This is a genomic window from Pseudoalteromonas sp. SMS1, assembly GCF_021530565.1.
Classification (GTDB): Bacteria; Pseudomonadota; Gammaproteobacteria; order Enterobacterales; family Alteromonadaceae; genus Pseudoalteromonas.
Genome location: NZ_JAKGBI010000023.1, coordinates 22751 through 41413 on the forward strand (window position 1 = coordinate 22751; position 18663 = coordinate 41413).

Sequence of the window (18663 nt, forward strand, 5' to 3'; positions counted from 1 at the left end):
TTATTGCTCCTTAGGTGTGACGAGGCGATAAAAAACAGGTGTAAACAGCAGACCGAATACTGTCACCCCAATCATGCCAAAGAACACGGCGTTACCCATTGCTTGACGCATTTCTGCACCAGCGCCCGATGCTAACACTAGCGGTACAACCCCCGCAGTGAATGCAATAGATGTCATGAGAATTGGGCGTAACCTAAGACGACAGGCTTCAATAATCGCTTCAAGGTGTGTGGCGCCTTGTACATGTTTATCTCTTGCAAACTCCACCATCAAAATTGCATTCTTTGACGCCAATGCGACCAGTACAATCAATGCAATTTGTGTAAAAATATTGTTGTCGCCACCTAACATGTAAACACCTGCTAGTGCTGAGAAAATAGTCATCGGTACAATCAAAATGATCGCCAGTGGCAAACGCATACTCTCGTACTGTGCCGCCAACACCATAAATACCAGGACCACAACCAGAGGGAATACATAAACCATTGTATTGCCAGCTAAGATCTGCTGATAGGTTACTTCTGTCCATTCAAACGCCATCCCTTCAGGTAGTGTTTTAGCAAGTACTTTTTCGATCGCCTGCTGTGCTTGATCTGAACTGTATCCTGGCGCTGGGCTGCCGTTTAATTCAGCCGTCACATAGCCGTTGTAGTGCATAACACGATCAGGACCCGTTGTCGCTTCAACTGTCACCACGGAGCCAAGTGGCACCATATTACCTGCTGCATTACGTACCTTGAGGTTGTTAATTTGCTCTTTCTTAGCTCTAAACTCCGCGTCAGCCTGCGCTTTGACCTGATAGGTTCTACCAAAAAGGTTAAAATCATTCACATAAACCGAACCAAGATATACTTGCAATGCATCAAAGACTTCTTGCAATGGTATGCCTTGTATCAGCGCTTGTTCACGATCAATATTAATGTCCATTTGTGGTACTTGAACTCTAAAGCTTGAGTAAATACCTGTTAATGCGGGGTCTTGTTGCGCAGCACCAATGGTCGCTTGTAACGCAGCAAATAGCGCTTCGAATCCTTGATTTGCACGGTCTTGAATTTGCAGTTTAAATCCACCCGTTGTACCCAGACCTAGAATTGGCGGTGGTGGGAATACGGCAACAAATGCTTCGTCAATGGCCGCAAAGCGCATGTTTAACTGCATTGCAATCGCCTGTGCCGACAAGCTTGGATCATTACGTAACGCAAAATCATCCAATGGGGTAAACACAATGCCGCTATTCGTACTGTTTGTGAAACCATTTACTGATAGCCCAGGGAATGCCACTGTATTTGCAACACCCGGTACTTCAAGTGCAATTTCTTGCATTTGACGTATCACTTCTTCGGTTCTGTCTAAACTTGCTGCATCAGGAAGCTGGGCAACTGCGACCAAATACTGCTTATCTTGCTGCGGAATAAATCCACCCGGAACCGAGTTAAACAAGCCAATTGTTGAGCCAACAAGCCCTAGATATACCACACCGACTACAACACTCATGCGGATGAGCTTTTTAACAAGCGCTTCATAGCCTTTGGCACCTTTATCAAACATGCGATTGAAAGGCTTAAATAACCAAGCACCAAACAGTTTGTCTAGGACACGTGTAAGTCGGTCTTTTGGCGCATCGTGCGACTTAAGTAATATAGCTGACAGCGCAGGAGATAACGTCAATGAATTAAAGGCAGAAATTAACGTTGAAATCGTAATTGTTAAAGCAAATTGCTTGTAAAACTGGCCAGATAAACCGGTGATAAATGCCGTTGGAATAAATACCGCACACAACACAAACGCAATGGCAATGATTGGACCCGTTACTTCAGTCATGGCAATTTTGGTCGCCTCATAAGGACTGTGGCCATCGGCAATATTACGCTCAACGTTTTCAACGACAACGATGGCATCATCAACGACAATACCGATTGCGAGTACTAAGCCAAACAGAGATAGTGTATTAATAGATACACCAAGGAGTTGCATCACGGCAAAAGTACCAACCAAAGAAACAGGTACCGCAATTAATGGAATGATAGACGCACGCCATGTTTGTAAGAATACAACAACAACCACAACGACAAGCAAAATGGCCTCAAGCAGCGTTTTAATTACCGCATCAATTGAACCGCGTACAAATACCGTCGGATCGTAAGCTATCTCATACGTCATACCTGCCGGGAAGCTTTTTTCAAGGCGTTGCATTGTTTCACGCACATCGTCTGAAAGTTCAATGGCATTCGTACCCGGGCGCTGAAATACCGGCATTGCAAGTGCGGGTTGATTGTCTAACATCGCACGCAGCGCATAATTTTCTTGCCCAAGTTCAACACGTGCAATGTCTTTCAAGCGGGTTAAAGCGCCATTAGTACCGACTTTAATGATGACTTTTTCAAATTCTTCGATGCTTTCTAAACGTCCTTTTACATTGAGTAAAATCTGGAATTGATTTTCTTCTGGCGTAGGTTGCGCGCCTAGTGAGCCAGCTGCCACCTGTTGGTTTTGAGTGCGTAATGCGTTTACTACGTCTGACGCTGTTAAGTTGCGCGCAGCCAGTGCATCTGGGTCAAGCCAAACACGCATGGAATACTTCGCACCACCAAATAGCTGTAAATCACCAACGCCAGGCAAGCGCTTCAACTCATCTTTGATATACAGATCAGCGTAGTTCGCCATATACGCCGTGTCTTGCTCACCATTTGGGGATACCAAATGCACAACAAGCGCTAAGTTTGGAGAGGACTTTTGGGCGGTTACACCTAAACGTTGCACCTCTTGTGGTAAACGAGGCAAAGCGTTATTTACACGGTTTTGAACCTGTACCTGAGCTTGGTCAAGGTCTGTTCCTAACGCGAATGTAACGGTCAGCGTTAAACGACCATCACTGGTGGCTTGCGAACCATGGTACAACATGTTTTCCAGCCCATTAAGCTCTTGCTCAAGCGGAGTTGCTACAGTTTGCGCTATGACTTTCGGGTTTGCACCAGGGTATGTTGCATTCACAACAACCGTGGGTGGCACAACTTCTGGGTATTCACTGATTGGGAGTTGAAACAGTGAAATCGCGCCAGTGATGATAAATATCATCGACAGCATAGCTGCGAATATCGGTCTATTTATAAAAAAATGGGAAAATTTCATGACGTTCTCTTAGTTTGCAGCGCTTAATAAAACCGGTGAAGACTCAGACTGCTTCAGTACAAATTGCGTATTTTCAAATGCTAAGTTCACAGAATTTGGCGTGATCGGCATACCTGGTCCGACTCTCGCAGGGCCATTTACGGCAATGCGATCGCCTTCTTCTAAGCCAGCTTTAATAGCACGATATGCACCATATCGTTCGCCAAGTTCCACTAAGCGATATTGCAATACATTGTTTTCATCAATGGTCAATACAAAACGATTTTTAAGGTCAGTACCTATTGCGCGCTCTGGCACAATTGCCATAATTTGTGGGTCTTGTGCACCCATTGAAATACGCGCAAACGCACCAGGCTTTAGATTGTGCAGCTGTGCATCGAAAACCGCTCGCACGCGCAGCGTGCCTGTTGTTGGGTTTATTTCGTTATCGATGAAATCTAACTTACCAGCAATTTGCTGTGTTTCACCTAGGCGTTGCAGCTGAACGGTGACTTCATCTTGGGCAGTTACACTAGCAAACTGACGACTCCAAGTGCGCTCATCAACATCAAAATAGGCATAGATTTCTTCATCAGAAACAATCGTCGTTAACTCAGTCTCTCCGCCTTTTACATAGTTACCCTTAGTCACGGCTGCGCGCGAAATTTTACCCGTGATGGGTGCTGACACCTGACTGAACTCTAAATCAAGCAACGCGTTTTGCAACTGTGCTTCAATGGCATTTTTGTTGGCAATTGCACTGCGCAGTGTTGCATTGCGTTGCTCAGCTTCTTCCGTTGAAATTGCGTTTTTAGTGACAAGTCGATTGGCACGCTGCGCTTCACCGTGCGCCTGCTCTAACGTTGCTTCTGCGCTGCCAAGCTGCGCTTTGAGCGTGTCAATTTGCGCTTCAAAAGGTCTTGCGTCTAGACTAAATAATAGTTGGCCTTTGCTGACTCTTTCACCTTCGGTGAACGCCATTTTCTCGATTTGACCAGATACACGTGGCTTTAAGACAACACGCTCTGGTGCTTCTAAACGTGTAGTAAACGTATGCCAAGATTGAACTTGTTCCAATTGGACATTGGCAACGTCAATGGTTAGCGGTGGCGGCTGCTGTCCTTGCTGTGCATTAGATTGACCACAACCACTCAACACAAGTGCGAGGGCCACTGCACTTAAAGTAAAACCTAACTTTTTCATTTTTTTGCTCCGCTGGAAATTTGGTATGCAAGGATCCTACAGCGGTAATTAATGTCGAAAAATAGTGGTTTTTTAAAAACATTAATGCCAATATGGCACCAATAAAATATAACTTAATGCTAATTCATGGATACAACTAGTCGCTTAATCATGCTTTTAGAAGTAGTTGAACAAGGCTCTTTTTCCAAAGCCGCTGAGCTGAGAAACATAGATCGTTCAGTTATTTCTAAGCAGATCAGTAAATTAGAAGAAGAGCTTGGTGTGAGGTTATTAAACCGAACCACGCGCTCTTTTTCTCTGACAGCGGCCGGTGCCGAAATGGTTAAGAAAGCAGCAGAGCTGAGACTGTTACTTCAAGACACAGTGCAAATGGCTGAGAATTATCACCAAGAACCAAGAGGTCTATTGAGGATCACATCCTCTAGTTACATTGGTAAATACTATTTGCTGCCCGTGATCAATGATTTTCAAAAACGATTTCCACAGGTCAATATTGAATTGAGATTAGATGACAGGGTCATAGACATGGTCTCGGAAGGGTTCGATCTAGCGTTTCGGGTTGGTGAACCAAGAGATTCTTCGCTTATTGCGCGCAAAATTGCACGTAACCGAATGCTCATTCTAGCAACACCACAATTTATAGAAACCTATGGTGAACCCAAAACAATGGCTGATCTTGCTGAACTACCTGCTGCGGCTTATACAAGCAATCATATTCGTTTTGAGTCAATCAGTTACATTGATGGTAAAGGCAAGCATCAAGAGCAGCCTATTAATCCGGTATTTAAGTCAAATGATGGGGAAGCATTACTCGAAAAAGTACTCTCGCATACTGCATTTTGCACATCACCGGCATTTTTCTTTGCCGATCATGTCGACCATACACAACTTGTGCCGCTGCTGACACACGTCAACCTGCCTGACTACAGCGCCATGTATGCCGTTTATCCACATAGAGATTTGCCAGTTAGAACAAGGTTATTTTTAGATGCTGCCAGACATTACATTGGCGAATCAGTCCCGAGGTGGGAGCATAATATTCCAGGAATTAATGACATTTATCAGCCTAAACGCTAAAAGGTATAGTTCCGTTACCTTGAAGCGTTTAAAAAAATGACGCTATGCCTGTGGCTGGTGATAAACCAAACACCGCGTGTCTCTTTAGCTGCTCGAAATCTTTACGACGCCTAACTTAATGAGTAAAAAGTATCCTACTTCACTTACCAAAATAAGTGGTAATACAACTTTTAACCAGAATCCTTCAATCCCATAAAATGCATACAATACCATGCCTATCAATGCGAATATGATGGCTACGGCAACCCCACCCGTCGCACTATGAACTTTGATACCTTCTTTACAGTTGCTGCATTTAAGCCTCAAGGGATTGGGAGAATTCAGCACAGACATGAATGTGATGTCTGCATCGCATTTACTACACTTACTCATTATTTACTCTCAACATTATTAAAAAAATATTTAATGTCACTCATATACATACTCCAAGCAACAAGTAACGGGAACACAATCTTATCGAACACAACTGACGATGAGAGCAACAGCACTTCCCCCTCAAAATAAGAGAAAAATACATCGCTTAACCACAGAAGAACATGTAACGCCATGACACTAAAAAAGATATGTAATCCTTTGGTTTTCCTTCTAAAAATTAGAATCATCGCATATATCTGCGCAATCGTGGCACAGCCCCATAGCATGGTTGATACTGCTGGTGTTGATTTATCGTCTGACAACCAAAGTGAAAACGCTGATAAGATAAAAGGCCAGGCTGTGTATAGCCAAAAACACAGTGGTACAATCGTCATTACGGCAAGTTTGTTCATATAATCTTCTACTACAAAATTAAATACTTTCGTAAGCTTTCGGCCGACAAGGCGATTTAAATAAGCTTTGCGACATAAACTGTCATACATATTAAAGGTTATTAAAATTCTACTTAAGCCAATTCAGGCAACGGGCATACTGCATAAATTTCAGCCGCGCAGTATATCGAAAAGACCTATGTATGAACATCCCGTTTTACCTAATAACAAGCAGGTAAAACCATTGACAAAGTTCAGGTTGGCATAGTCAGGCTCATGCATTCACGCCGCACTCATAGGCTGAAAAACCACCAGCGATTTAGCGTGTTTTTTGGTTAAGTATATTTACGTATTCAGATAGGTTTTAACACTTTTTTGGTTGAACTGACGTTTAATGATTATCTCCTTTTCAATATTGAACCTTAATTGGAAACATCCTATTTGTATTGCTTTGATGACTAAAAATACTTGAAAGTGCATAAAAACACACATTAAACAAGACAGCATGTTAAACGCCCCACACTACCTAATTTAATTTCCTGCTAAACAATCGGCGTATTTTTACGTCAAATATGCATAAAGCCACTTTTGATATAACATAACAAACCTCCTATTAGATAAAGGATATTATCTTGGTAGAGCAGCAAGAATATACACCTTACTCAAAACGAATTGCGACAGTTGACTCAATTAGAGGCTTTGCCTTGTGTGGTATTGTATTTGCGAACTTAATGAGTTTTTTTGGTTTTTATTCATTAGATTACCAGCAAATTCATGCCCTCCCTTTTCTAGACCGAGCTACTTTGTTTATCATAGACTGGTTAATTGAGGGAAAGTTTTACACCCTATTTGCCATTCTTTTTGGTGCTGGATTTACGCTATTATTTTCTAAGCATAACAACAGTAGGTTTGCCACTTATTGGCGCAGACGCATGCGCTTTTTATTATGTATCGGTCTTTGCCATATGCTGGTAATCTGGCACGGAGATACTCTTGTATTGTATAGCCTAATGGCGCTTGCTTTGCCTTGGTTTACTCGATTGTCTGATCACAGACTCTTGGCTGCCATATTGCTCTTATTAACAGCCCCTTTAGTCATACATGCATTAGCAACGTTAACCAATGATGCCACCATTTGGTCATCTTTAAAAACACAAGCAACGCTTTTTAAAGTAAGTTTAGGATATGCGGACTTCACCTTACTAGAGATGCGCACCTCCAATAGCTCTATAGATGTTTTTATCGCAAATTTGTACAGCACAATTCCTAGGCCGATGTCCTATTTTATTTCTGGACGCCCTTTTCAAGTCTTAGGACAGTTTGTATTGGGGATCTACCTTGCCAAAAAGTTCATACATCATGGGAACTTGCCTCGCTCTGTCTCCAATCAAACCACCTTAATGCTGATAATCAGTGGGTTAATACTCAATTTGGTTTACGCAATTATCAAGGCCAAAACAGGTAGCCCAATATCGTTTAATCAAATCGGGTTAATGCAAGGGTTTTGTTATCACCTTGGCGCCATTTTATTAGCACTTGGCTATATGTCTGTAATGGTAAAGTTGTTCAATTATTATCAAGGGCGAATAGCAGGATGGTTTAATGTCCTAGGTCGGATGTCGCTCTCTATGTACTTAATGCAAACAACGCTGTGCGCAATACTCTTTTATGGATATGGGCTTGCTCTAATGAATACCTTACCCTTTTACTTTATTCCTATTTTCGGCATCGGTATTTTGGCTATTCAGGTGACTTTTGGGAAGTGGTGGCTGTGCTTCCGTAGACAGGGGCCTGCCGAGATTCTATGGAGAAAAACATTATAATTATCGGTAATTTATTTACTCATGAATATAAAAAAGAGCCAGAAAATTGGCTCTTTGCTTTTGTTTCTAGGGCGTTTATTTACACTCACCAAGGTGCTTCCACACAGCCCAGCGGCTAGAGTATTGCGCAGGGTTTTGATTGCGAGTCCACCATTTTGCCTGGTATAACTGACCGTCAAGGCTCGCCTGCTTACCAGCTGTATACACGCGACTTGCCTGCCACGCTGCTACGTCACAACTTGGCTTACTAGCAGTCACTGTGAAGCTGTGAGTTTGTGATTGTGTGCTCAAACCTTCTGCATCTGTTGCTATTGCAAAGATACTATAGTTACCGCTTTTAGCTGTATAAGAGGCACTATAAGGGGCAGAGCTCGAAACAGCGACTTGTTTACCATTGACGAAATACGCCACCTGTTTCAGATCATTGTCTTTATCACTGGCGATCACTGAAAGCGTTATTTTATCACCGCTACTAAAACTACTGCCATTCGCTGGGCTGGTTAAATTCACGCTCGGTGCTTCAGGTTTAGGCTGCGGCTGTCGCTCACTCACGGTGATCGTACGACTCACTTTGGCTGATTGTGCACCGTCATTATCAGTTGCAACCGCGCTCAAGTGATACGTTCCAACTTCTAATGGCTGATAATTGAATGCATACGGTGTGCGCGTTAATTCTGTTAGAGACTTACCATTAACACTCACATTAACCTTGGCAATCTCACCGTCACTGTCATTAGCAACAAACCTCACAGATACTGGTTGTCCAAGTTCAATCGAAACATTGTTAGTTGGAGCGAGCATACTCAAAGTCGGTGCTTGATTTGGCTTATCACTGGCACCACCACACTCAAGCCCTTTTTTCCATACACCCCAAGCGTCCGAGTTGCTTGCCGGGCTTTGATCTCTGTTCCACCATTTGGCTTCATATTCAAACCCGTCAAATGCCACCTTGTTACCTTGGGTGTAAACCTTACCACCCTGCCATGGCGCTGTTTGACACTGGCTCGGATCTATAAGATTAAAAGATATCGCCGACGCATCTGTTGATACGCCTTCATTATCAGTAACACGTGCAGTCACTGTGTATTTGCCAGCATTTTTGCTATTAAATCTAGCTTCAAAAGGCGCTGCTAACACAGTATCATGCAGCTTGTCATTGATGAAAAATTCGACCTTTTCGACGGCGCCATATTCATCTTGTGCATTCGCTTTAAGGGTAATGTCTGTGCCAATCATATAACGGCCGTTATTGTCTGGGCTGGTAATCGAAATCGTTGGTGCTTTGTTTTCAGTACACGCAAATACCCCGACGACTTTGAATGCCTCACCAACAGCTTTGGTATCATAGCCTAAATCCGCAGCCGCATCTGTCACACCACATGCCAATGATTCAAATTTTCCGTTGTATACCCAAAAGTTTTTATTGGCGTGAAGCATGACTTCATAGGCTTTTTTTACACCCCAGCCTTCGGTATTAGCTAGTGTATAAAAAGCCCGGTTAAATACACCAGAACTGTGGTGTACACCCATACCGATTTCAAACTTGCTTGCATGACCAATCGAGCGTCCATCTCGCTCTGGGTTTTCCATGTAGCGAAGTGCTGTTCGATTTTTAAAAATGCTCGCGCCGATTAACCAGTCGACTTCACAAGTGCCGTCTGGCTTTTGATTCATGAAACACTCGAGCGCCTCTGAAGTCATATCTGAAAATGACTCGTTCACACCACCCGACATGTTGCTGTACACTAACTTTGAGTTTTGATGCGTAACACCATGACCGATTTCGTGGGCGACAACGCCCAGTGAAGTGAACGGGTAAACACCGTATTTATCGAGATCACCATCGCCAAACGTGACTTCTTTACCATTCCAAAAGGCATTTAAGTAGTCTTTTCGGTAGTGAATTCGCATGACTAAGTCGCCAGACAACGCGCGGCTATCAAACCAATCATTGAACATATCTATCGTCGCTTGACCATAGAACATCGCATCATTGAGCGGCGAATAAGCACCATTCACATGTTTATGTGTATTCTCGTGACATGGAAACTGATACGTGTGGGTGTTTGTCGTGCCATGTTCCATATCAATCACACGAATATCTGTATGTGACATTTCGCAATTGCCATTGCCCAGCTCCTTTGCATGAAACTTTGGCATGTCCTCACCATAATAGTGCTTACCTATTTTCTCGTTGCCACCTGGGCCCATCCCTATTTTCGAGTGGTTAAGTGTTTCTACGCGTGAAAGCACCTCACCCGTATGTGCATCGATAGCAAATTCCGGACGAAGTGGTGCATGCTCAGTTTCGGCAAACAGCGTGACCAAATAGGCCAACTTCGGGGTACCATTATGTGGAAAAACCACAAGTTCAACGTGCTCATCTGACGATGAGCGCAGCTCAGCGATTTGCTCTTTTGCAAATTCGATGGCTTTTATCTCAGAAAAACTTGGCGTTACCGTATCCAAAGATAAGTTGGGTACGACCGAGCCACTAATTGAGGTTATTTCTCCTTCTGGTTGAAACCAGACACTCAAAATACTCTGCTCGTCATGATGCGTGACGATTTCACCGCCATACACGCGCACACCTTTATAAAATTGGCTACGACGCATATGCCTACCATCTTCAGTTTTATGGTGCGTCCTAAACTCCAGTTCTGACTGCGCGTCAGTAGCAGTAGACCTGAAAATACTTTGATTTTGAGACAGCTGTGATTTAATTGTCGCCTTGAGTTGTGCGTTGTTATGCAAACTCACCGGTTCTTGTGCCAAAGCTGCAATACTCGAAAACACACCAACACTTGCTGCGACCAATACAGCGATTTTTTTTGCTTTTAACATGGATATTTACTCTGTACTTGTTGTTTTTTCGTTGTTAGAAAGGTGCATCCATGCACCTGATTTGAACGTTTTTGATTCAGTTTGTTATAGCTTGCGCCACACAGAGCTGCTGCCCGGTGCTTGGCCACGCGTCCACCAGCGGGCTTGATACGTTTCACCGTTATGCACGACTTTGTCACCACCGGTGTAAACTAAGTCACTGCGCCAATCGCGTACCTTGCCATCATCTGGAATGATCTCAGCCCACACACCGCCATTACTTGGAATAGCACCACGGGTCCACCAACGCGCTTTGTATTGAACACCCTTGTACCAAACGGTATTGCCACCGGTGTAAACCTTATTGGCATCCCATGTTGTTTTGCCATCACCAGGGGTAGGCTCCGGAGTCGTCTCGACATTGTTCACCGTGACATTAAATTGACGTGTGACGCTGTGCTCGCCATCAGAAACCACAACGGTACCTGTAATCGTTTCTGTCTTGTTCACCTCTGTCGCTTTAATAGTCACCGTACTGCCGCTGCCAACCACTGTGTGGCCAGGCACTTTCCATTCAAAACTCAGTGTTTTTCCTTCAGGGTCGGTCGCTGAAATGCTGACTGATTGACTGGTGTTTTCGTCTAGTGAAATCGCTGAAATACTACCAACCACTGGCGCTTTGTTTTCAACAACAGGTGCTTTGACAATCACTTTAACTGCGCGATTTACGGTATTCACACCGTCGCTTACCGCAAGGTTTACGGTATAAACAGCATCATTTGTCACACTAGGGGCAGTGACGATAACGCTGTCATTTTCACTTTGGAGATTTAGAGCCGCATCACCTTGCCATGCAAATACAAGCGCTTTCCCTTCAGGATCAGATGCTTGCGCCGTTAAAACATGGATATCTCCTGCATTTAACGTAATCTCACTCGTGAGAGATACCACAGGTGCCTTATCAACTGGCTTAGGAGGTGTCACTTTGCCCGCCAATCCTTCGTGCATTGCATTGAGAATATCGCCATTATCCGCGTCAATTTCCCATGCGAATAGACCAGCTAAATTATGCTCACGTACATAACGACCTTTTGCACGCACAGAACGAGGGCTATCGTAGGTAACCAAGGTGCCTTTTTGGCGATTCCAAACATATGCAGCTTCAGCTTGTTCATCGTAGCCTACTTCAAAACCGTTAATGCCTTGCTCATCATGACCTATCATATGAGCTTTAAGCCCCTTGTAGTCGATAACGCCTGCTTCCCAAACACCTTGAGACGTTGACCCGCGTAACTTACCATTGGCTGGAGCCGTCATTGGGTTGTCCGCAATTTGTGCGTCTTGTGGATAAACGCCTTCCCAACCTCGACCGTACATTGCAGTACCAACAACGAGTTTTTCACTTGGTACACCCTGTGCGAGGAGCAATTTGATTGCATTATCGAGCGTATAGGCAGGCCCTTTTCTCGCCTCACCATTTGCGTCAATACCTGTTCCGTTGCATTCATCTGTAGACATATGCGTGCCACAGTAAATTGCCGTTTGGTGCCCTGTTACATTGTTCCAGCCGCCAGCAAAATCATAGGTCATGGCAAAGATGTAATCCATGTACTGAGCTGCTTGCTGGTAATCAACGTCTTCTATTTTGTCGTAGCCTGTTCCAATCGCTGATGTCAGCTCAAACTCTCGACCCATTTCAATTTCAAGCTCGTCTAGCATCGTGCGGAGCTCTTTCATTAGAATGATATAAACTTCACCATCTTTGTCTGAGCCCAAGTTTGGATTTGCACCATCACCACCTGGGAATTCCCAGTCAATATCAATGCCATCGTAAAACTTCCAAGTCTTTAAAAACTCACGCATTGAATTTACAAACGTGTCACGGTTCTCTTTTACATCAAAGTCAAAAAACGGATCTGACAAAGTCCAACCACCCACTGAAGGCAGTATTTTAAGATCTGGATTACGCTGTTTAAGTGCCATTAGCTGTGCGTAAGTACCACGAATTGGGTCTTTAGCGCTGATCCCAGGTAGTGCTTTTTGCACGGCTGCCCACGGGTCATGTATCACAACTTCATAATCTTTTGAGCTACCACACGCCAATTTAAGCGCGCGCAAGCTATTGCCGTTCTCTATCTCAGCAAGCGAGTCATTAGGGCCACATACTGGGATGAAACCGTATAGTAAATGCGTTAGATTATCTGCGGGGATCTGGGTTACATCGAACTTACGACCGTAAATGCCCCACTCAACAAAATAAGCACCAACCACTGTATTTGGGTCTGTTTCAAACTTTTTATTGTTTGGATCTACGTTCAGTTTGAGTGGCTCTAAATGACCGCCATCCGTATCTGCAATTACAATTGGTTTAGAGGCTGACATTGCGCAACCTGACGCGTCACACAAGGCTATTTTTAACTCGTGGCGCCCAGATTTGTGATATGGAAAGTGGATTGTGCCACCAGTGGTACCTTCTGCCAGTGTGCCCTCATTGACGACTTCATTGTCAAAATACACTTTATAGCGATTACCGCCTTTTCCTGACCATGCGTTCCACTCAATTTGAATGTCTACAACGTCTTTAGCCTGAATTAACTGTTTGTATGAACCTCGACCATAAATATTCACGTCTACAAACGAGTAGTTTTGCGGTTTCCAGTTAATACTCGGTGTTGAAGGCGCTGCGACCGCAGCGACACTTGCAAGTGCAGCACCTACCGCTGCAGCAGTTGTTAAATACTTAAACATGATTAGATTACCTCTTGGATTTATTTATAGTTTTTTCCAAACCGAGTGTTGGTCTGGTTGTTGATTACGTGTCCACCAGCGCGCTTGATATCGCGCGCCATTAAACGTCACGATCTCACCGCCTCGATAAGCTTTGTTTGCCTGCCATGATGTGTTACCTGCATCTGAATCATCGCCTGTTTTTACAAGCTCCCAAGCATGACTTGATGTCGGCAATTGACCACGTACCCACCACTTGGCACGATACGTTTTGCCTTGATACACGACAGTGTCGCCTGCTGTGTATACTTTGCTAGGTTTCCAAGTATCATCTTTTGGTGTGTCGGGAGTACCAGGATCTGTCTCAATGTTTTTCACATTGACAACCAATGGCACAGTTTTGCTCAGACTGCCGTCAGAGACTGTTACCTTACCGTCAAAGCGAGTATCGCCATCCACTTGAGGCGCGGTAATTGTGATGGTGGAACCCACGCCAGAGAAGCTCAGCGCACTGGGTAATTGCCAATCAAATTCCAGTGTTGCTTGCTCATCATCAAAGGCATGTACGTGTAAATGTTGACTCTGGCCTTCATCCATTGTGAGCGGCACTGGCGTGTGAACAGTTGGCGCCGTGTTTTTAGGTTTAGAAATGACCGTTAAGTTGTAACTATTGGCTTTATCAGACAAAAACACCTGATTACTGCTTATCGAATCAGGATTAAAAGTAATATTGCCCTGCGCATCTTTAATCCCAATTCGCACCGTTTCTGTAAATTGTTCGTTGAGTCTAGAGGCAAATAGAGACTGCCAATGTGATACATTACTATCAGTAATATCCAGCTTCTCTTGGATAATTTCATTACCATTGCCATTAAAGACACGTACCCAAACTGTGTCACCCGTTTTGGCATCTTGTCCTTGCTTAACAAAGTACCCAGATGAGTGCCATGTATCAGGCGTAGGAGCTGGATCTGTGCTACGTACAATTGTCACATCGCTACAGTTATAAAACCCTTCGCCGACCACATCATCACGCTGCCAACGGCTATATAATATAGCGTCGCCGTTGAACTTTTCAGGAATTGCGACTTCCATTTCATAGTAGCGCTTGCCATCTGGAGCCATAAAAAATGGAATGTTGCCATGCTCTTGCACAAGCTCTAGATCATGCCAAGCAAGTGGGTTTTGTTCGAAATCCACACCCGGTTTAGTTAAATAAAACTGCCAAAAACTCGGGTTGTGTGGCGTGGTTGCACGATAACGGATTTTCACTTTACCATCGGCATTTGGCGTGATTTCCGTTTTTTGCCAATCTTTGGAAGGTATGTTCATACCTGCTTTTTGACTGTCGCCTGCACCACATAATGTGCCATTTGGAATATTTGCTTCTACCGCTGCTTGATTGCGAAAGTCTGCGGTATTAGTTGCAAACTCATGTTTTTGAATAAACTGAACATGTTCAGATAGTACATAAGCAGCACGGCACGCAGCATTCGGGATTTTCGAACCATCTTTTGGCCACCAAAACCCACCCTGCTCCTGACAAATTGTCTGCCTCGCCTTTGGAAAATCCATGTATCCATGTGCGTTTACTTTGCCAATGACGCCCACGCCTATGGCTACGCCCAACGCGCATAAGGTTACTTGTTGTCTCATAGTTTTCTCATTTATTGATTGTACGAGTGATCCGCAGATCACTCTGGTTGGGAATATTGAACCTAGTTACAGGCTACATACCTTTTGCCATGCACCACCGTCACTCGGAGTGCCATTGGTCCACCACTTAGCCTTGTAAACCGCACCATTGTGGATCAGCATATCGCCACCGACAGCATGGCTAGGGTCGCCAGCCCAGTTAGTGCGTGGCCAATTTGGATAAGTGTTGATGTTTTCAATTTTTACACCCTCACACTGCGTATCGCTTGGCGGGGTTTTGTCACCATCACCAGGGGTTGGAACGTGTTTTTTAGCCACGGGTAGTTCAGGATATTCAGACGTAAACGCATACGCTTTGCCGTCTTTTTCAACGACAAAGTTGACTGGGCCTGTGATCGGCATGTAGTACATCACTTGCGCATTGATGGTTTCACCAGGCTTAAATGACTCAAGCTGACCGCCCCACTCATTCTTGAAGGTGATAGAGAAACGGTGAAATTCATTCTCGAAGCCACCAATATTATTGCCAGCACTGTTAGAAGCATCATGTGCCACTTTCATACCGAGCTTTTTACGTGCGTTCCAATTTGACTTGAAGATGGCAGACGTTGACGTTGGTACATTGAACGTGATCGTGGCGCCAGTCAGATCAATCTCCGAATTATTGGTAAAGGCAAATGTTGGGCGGATTGGGTAGTTTTGGTCACCCACTGGAAAGTCTTTTACGTCGAACGCTACATCAACGGCTTCACTTGGTGTTGCAAATTCGCCATCACCAATATGAGAATCATACTCGACACCACTTTGGTTGAAGGTGTTGTATGCCAGCGCTGTCATTGTTGAGCCCATAAAGTACTCGCCTTTATCTGCGTGATAGTCAAAATCACCCGCAAGCTCCCAGAACATCACACCGCCAAGTCCCTTATCCACCACATAATTCAACTTGGTTTTCATAGACTCGGTATCTTCCATTGATAGAAAAACCTTTTTCTCGGCGTTATATAACCAAGGCGCGACAGCAACTTCATCGTAGTGTCGAACATAGTCACCGCGAAGTACGTCGTCTGCATCGGTTTCAGGGGTTAAACCGTATACTTCTAAGTAGCTTGGGTTGATCCCATGCTCAAGATTTTTCGCATGCCAAAGTGGGTTGGAACCAGCAGCCACTTCTTGACCGTTTTCGATGTCATGCCATAGGTTATCAATACCAATTGCGCCGTTACCGCACTTGTTCTTCTCGCCAATACCTGTGCCTTTTGGACAATCGCTTTGGTTTGGCAAAGGTGCACGACCCCATAAACCATTTTCACCACCACGTACATCTTTGAAACCACGCGTGTAATATGGAATACCAATGTTGATACGCCCTGCTGGTAGTGCGCCGCGGAAATAGTTCACCGCCCAGTCTGTATTCAAATAACCAATGCCACCGAACTCTTTAGTCCCGTAGACATTCCAAACTTTCAGTTCGGTATCTTTTCCGGTGTCGTAGAGTGGCGCATTGTGGCCAACGTGATCGTTCCACGCTCCGTGCAAGTCATACGACATAATATTCACAAAATCTAAGTACTGAGCAGTTTGGAAGGTTTCCATACCACGCAGCAAGTAGCCCGATGACGGAGACGCGATTGTCAGCATGTAGTGCTTATCATCTTCTTCACCCGCCTTATCAAGCGCCTCGCGCAGGTTTTTCATTAAGACTTGGTACGATTTGTTTAAACCTGCACGTCTTGCATTACTCACAGGGAAGTCTTCTGGGTGCCCAGAATCTTTCATTGAAGAAGGATATTCATAGTCAACATCCAAGCCATCAAATCCATAAGTTCTTAAAAATTCCACGGAGCTTTTAACAAACTGATCGATGCCAGCTTGATTAACCGTGCCATCCGCATTTGTGGTCATAGTATAAAAACCGCCACTGTTTACACGTTTACCATGCTCATCAAAGTAGCCACCGGTTTCAGCCCAGCCCCCCACAGAAATCATGGTTTTTACATGTGGATACTGTTTTTTGTATTTATTCAGTAAGTTGAAGTGACCTTTGTAAGGTAAATTGGGGTCCATCTCTGCACCAGCAACACCTGGCCATGTCATATTTGTCGCTGCGTTACCCTCAGCTTTCGGATTTCCAATACTGATCTCATTTTGACTATTTACATGGGCAAATGCATAGTTGATGTGGGTAATTTTGTCCCAAGGAATATCTTTAACTAAATAACTGGGTTGGTCATTTTTACCATGACGCCAGCTGGTAAAGTAACCGATTACGCGCCTTGGGTGATCAGCGCCCATTTTTTCACGACCTTCATTATCGTAAATGTCACAGTATGCCGGTGTCACATCTGGCGTTTGGTATAACCCCGCAGGCCGACAATCTTCATGGCTCGTTTGCGTGTCGTCTGTCGCCTTCACTGTAAATGTGCGTGTGATTGTTTCAGACTCTAAACCGTGTTCATCCTTTGCCACCAACGAGAATATTTGCTGACCTTTCGTTTTTGCAGTCCATACAAATTCGTATTCATTTTGTGAGGTAGAGACCAATTCAGTGCCATTCAAAGAGAGTGATTGCGTAAGCTGATCAGAGTCTTTGTCGTTGGCTATCAACGTAAATATAATTTGGCTACCAACTTCCAATTCACTCGGTAACTGTGCTGCTAAACGAGCAATCGGCGCGGTGTTATTATCTACAGGAGGAAGGGCTTCCACACGCACTTTTCTGCTTACTGATTTTGCGGTAGCACCATCGTCGTCAAGTGCAACACCATGGAATTGATGGCTTCCTTGTTTCGCTTGCCAAGTGAATCGATAAGGCGCTTCGCTCAAAACTTTAACTAATTCATCGTTATGATAAATTGCAACATGTTTCACTTCACCATCACTGTCTTGTGCCGAAAAATCAATAATCACGGCTTCGTTTTCGATAACAGTAATATCTGCAATTGGTTTAAGTAGCTTAATTGACGGTGCTAAGTTAATCGGCTCTGCACCCTGACACTCCCCAAGCTTACTCCATTCTTGCCATTGTCCAGAACGGGTTTGTGGCGAAGACCGGTTCCACCAATTAGCACGATATGCAACGTTATCTTGTTGCACCTTATTGCCGCCAACGTATATTTTTCCTGATTGCCACTGGGCAAGATTACGACAATCAACATTTGCCAGTGCGGTTGCACTGAATAACCCCATTGTAATAGCACTTAACGTGAGTGCCTTATTGGGTAAAACGGACACGCTCATTATTATTTTCCTAACTTGATTAATTTTATATTCACAAAATTACATTCGGTAACATATGTACCTAATGCAATACTGAGCGAAAGCGATTGTACCGATCCAATCAATCACCACAAGGGATGAGTTAAAAATAAAAAACACACACTAAATAACCATGAAAATCACCAAAATTAGAAATACATAAAAATTATAAGCCCTTGATACCTATACCCATGTTGATTAAATCACAATAAAAGCACATTCAAAAAAATTAACAAAATTAACCT

10 protein-coding genes are annotated in these 18663 nt (G+C 44.0%); 2 read left to right on the forward strand and 8 right to left on the reverse strand.

Annotation, left to right across the window (positions count from 1 at the left end; all coding sequences use genetic code 11):
• Together L1286_RS20380 and L1286_RS20385 are read right to left on the reverse strand one after the other, a co-directional pair.
• Window positions 1–3129, reverse strand: a complete 3129-nt coding sequence (locus L1286_RS20380) for an efflux RND transporter permease subunit (protein ID WP_235408857.1) — start codon at window positions 3127–3129, stop codon at window positions 1–3.
• A gap of 9 nt (window positions 3130–3138) precedes the next feature.
• Window positions 3139–4311: an efflux RND transporter periplasmic adaptor subunit gene (locus L1286_RS20385; protein ID WP_235408858.1), complete on the reverse strand. Its 1173-nt coding sequence runs from the start codon at window positions 4309–4311 to the stop codon at window positions 3139–3141.
• Window positions 4312–4437: 126 nt separating this feature from the next.
• Here L1286_RS20385 and L1286_RS20390 point away from each other — a divergent pair, with 126 nt between their 5' ends.
• The gene (locus L1286_RS20390) at window positions 4438–5388 is read left to right on the forward strand and encodes a LysR family transcriptional regulator (RefSeq protein ID WP_235408859.1); all 951 of its coding nucleotides are present in this window, start codon (window positions 4438–4440) and stop codon (window positions 5386–5388) included.
• 84 nt (window positions 5389–5472) lie between these two features.
• Here L1286_RS20390 and L1286_RS20395 read toward each other — a convergent pair whose 3' ends face one another.
• Complete coding sequence (locus tag L1286_RS20395; RefSeq protein WP_235408860.1) at window positions 5473–5760, reverse strand: hypothetical protein; 288 nt, start codon at window positions 5758–5760, stop codon at window positions 5473–5475.
• Complete coding sequence (locus L1286_RS20400; protein ID WP_235408861.1) at window positions 5760–6155, reverse strand: hypothetical protein; 396 nt, start codon at window positions 6153–6155, stop codon at window positions 5760–5762. The genes L1286_RS20395 and L1286_RS20400 overlap by 1 nt, the downstream gene beginning before the upstream one ends.
• 611 nt (window positions 6156–6766) lie before the next feature.
• Between L1286_RS20400 and L1286_RS20405 the strand changes: the two genes are divergently transcribed.
• Window positions 6767–7957, forward strand: coding sequence for a DUF418 domain-containing protein (locus L1286_RS20405; protein WP_235408862.1), 1191 nt, complete (start codon window positions 6767–6769; stop codon window positions 7955–7957).
• Between the two features lie 75 nt (window positions 7958–8032).
• On the opposite strand, the gene L1286_RS20410 is transcribed toward L1286_RS20405, so the two are convergent.
• The 4 genes from L1286_RS20410 to L1286_RS20425 form a co-directional block, all read right to left on the reverse strand.
• Window positions 8033–10801, reverse strand: coding sequence for an Ig-like domain-containing protein (locus tag L1286_RS20410; protein ID WP_235408863.1), 2769 nt, complete (start codon window positions 10799–10801; stop codon window positions 8033–8035).
• Between the two features lie 84 nt (window positions 10802–10885).
• Window positions 10886–13528 carry a glycosyl hydrolase family 18 protein gene (locus tag L1286_RS20415; protein WP_235408864.1) on the reverse strand — a complete coding sequence of 881 codons (2643 nt, stop codon included), beginning with the start codon at window positions 13526–13528 and terminating at the stop codon, window positions 10886–10888.
• A gap of 24 nt (window positions 13529–13552) precedes the next feature.
• Entirely contained in the window at window positions 13553–15163 is a 1611-nt protein-coding gene (locus L1286_RS20420) for a lytic polysaccharide monooxygenase (protein ID WP_235408865.1), read from the reverse strand.
• A 66-nt stretch (window positions 15164–15229) separates the two neighbouring features.
• The gene (locus L1286_RS20425) at window positions 15230–18400 is read right to left on the reverse strand and encodes a glycosyl hydrolase family 18 protein (protein WP_235408866.1); all 3171 of its coding nucleotides are present in this window, start codon (window positions 18398–18400) and stop codon (window positions 15230–15232) included.
• Between the last annotated feature and the right edge of the window lie 263 nt (window positions 18401–18663).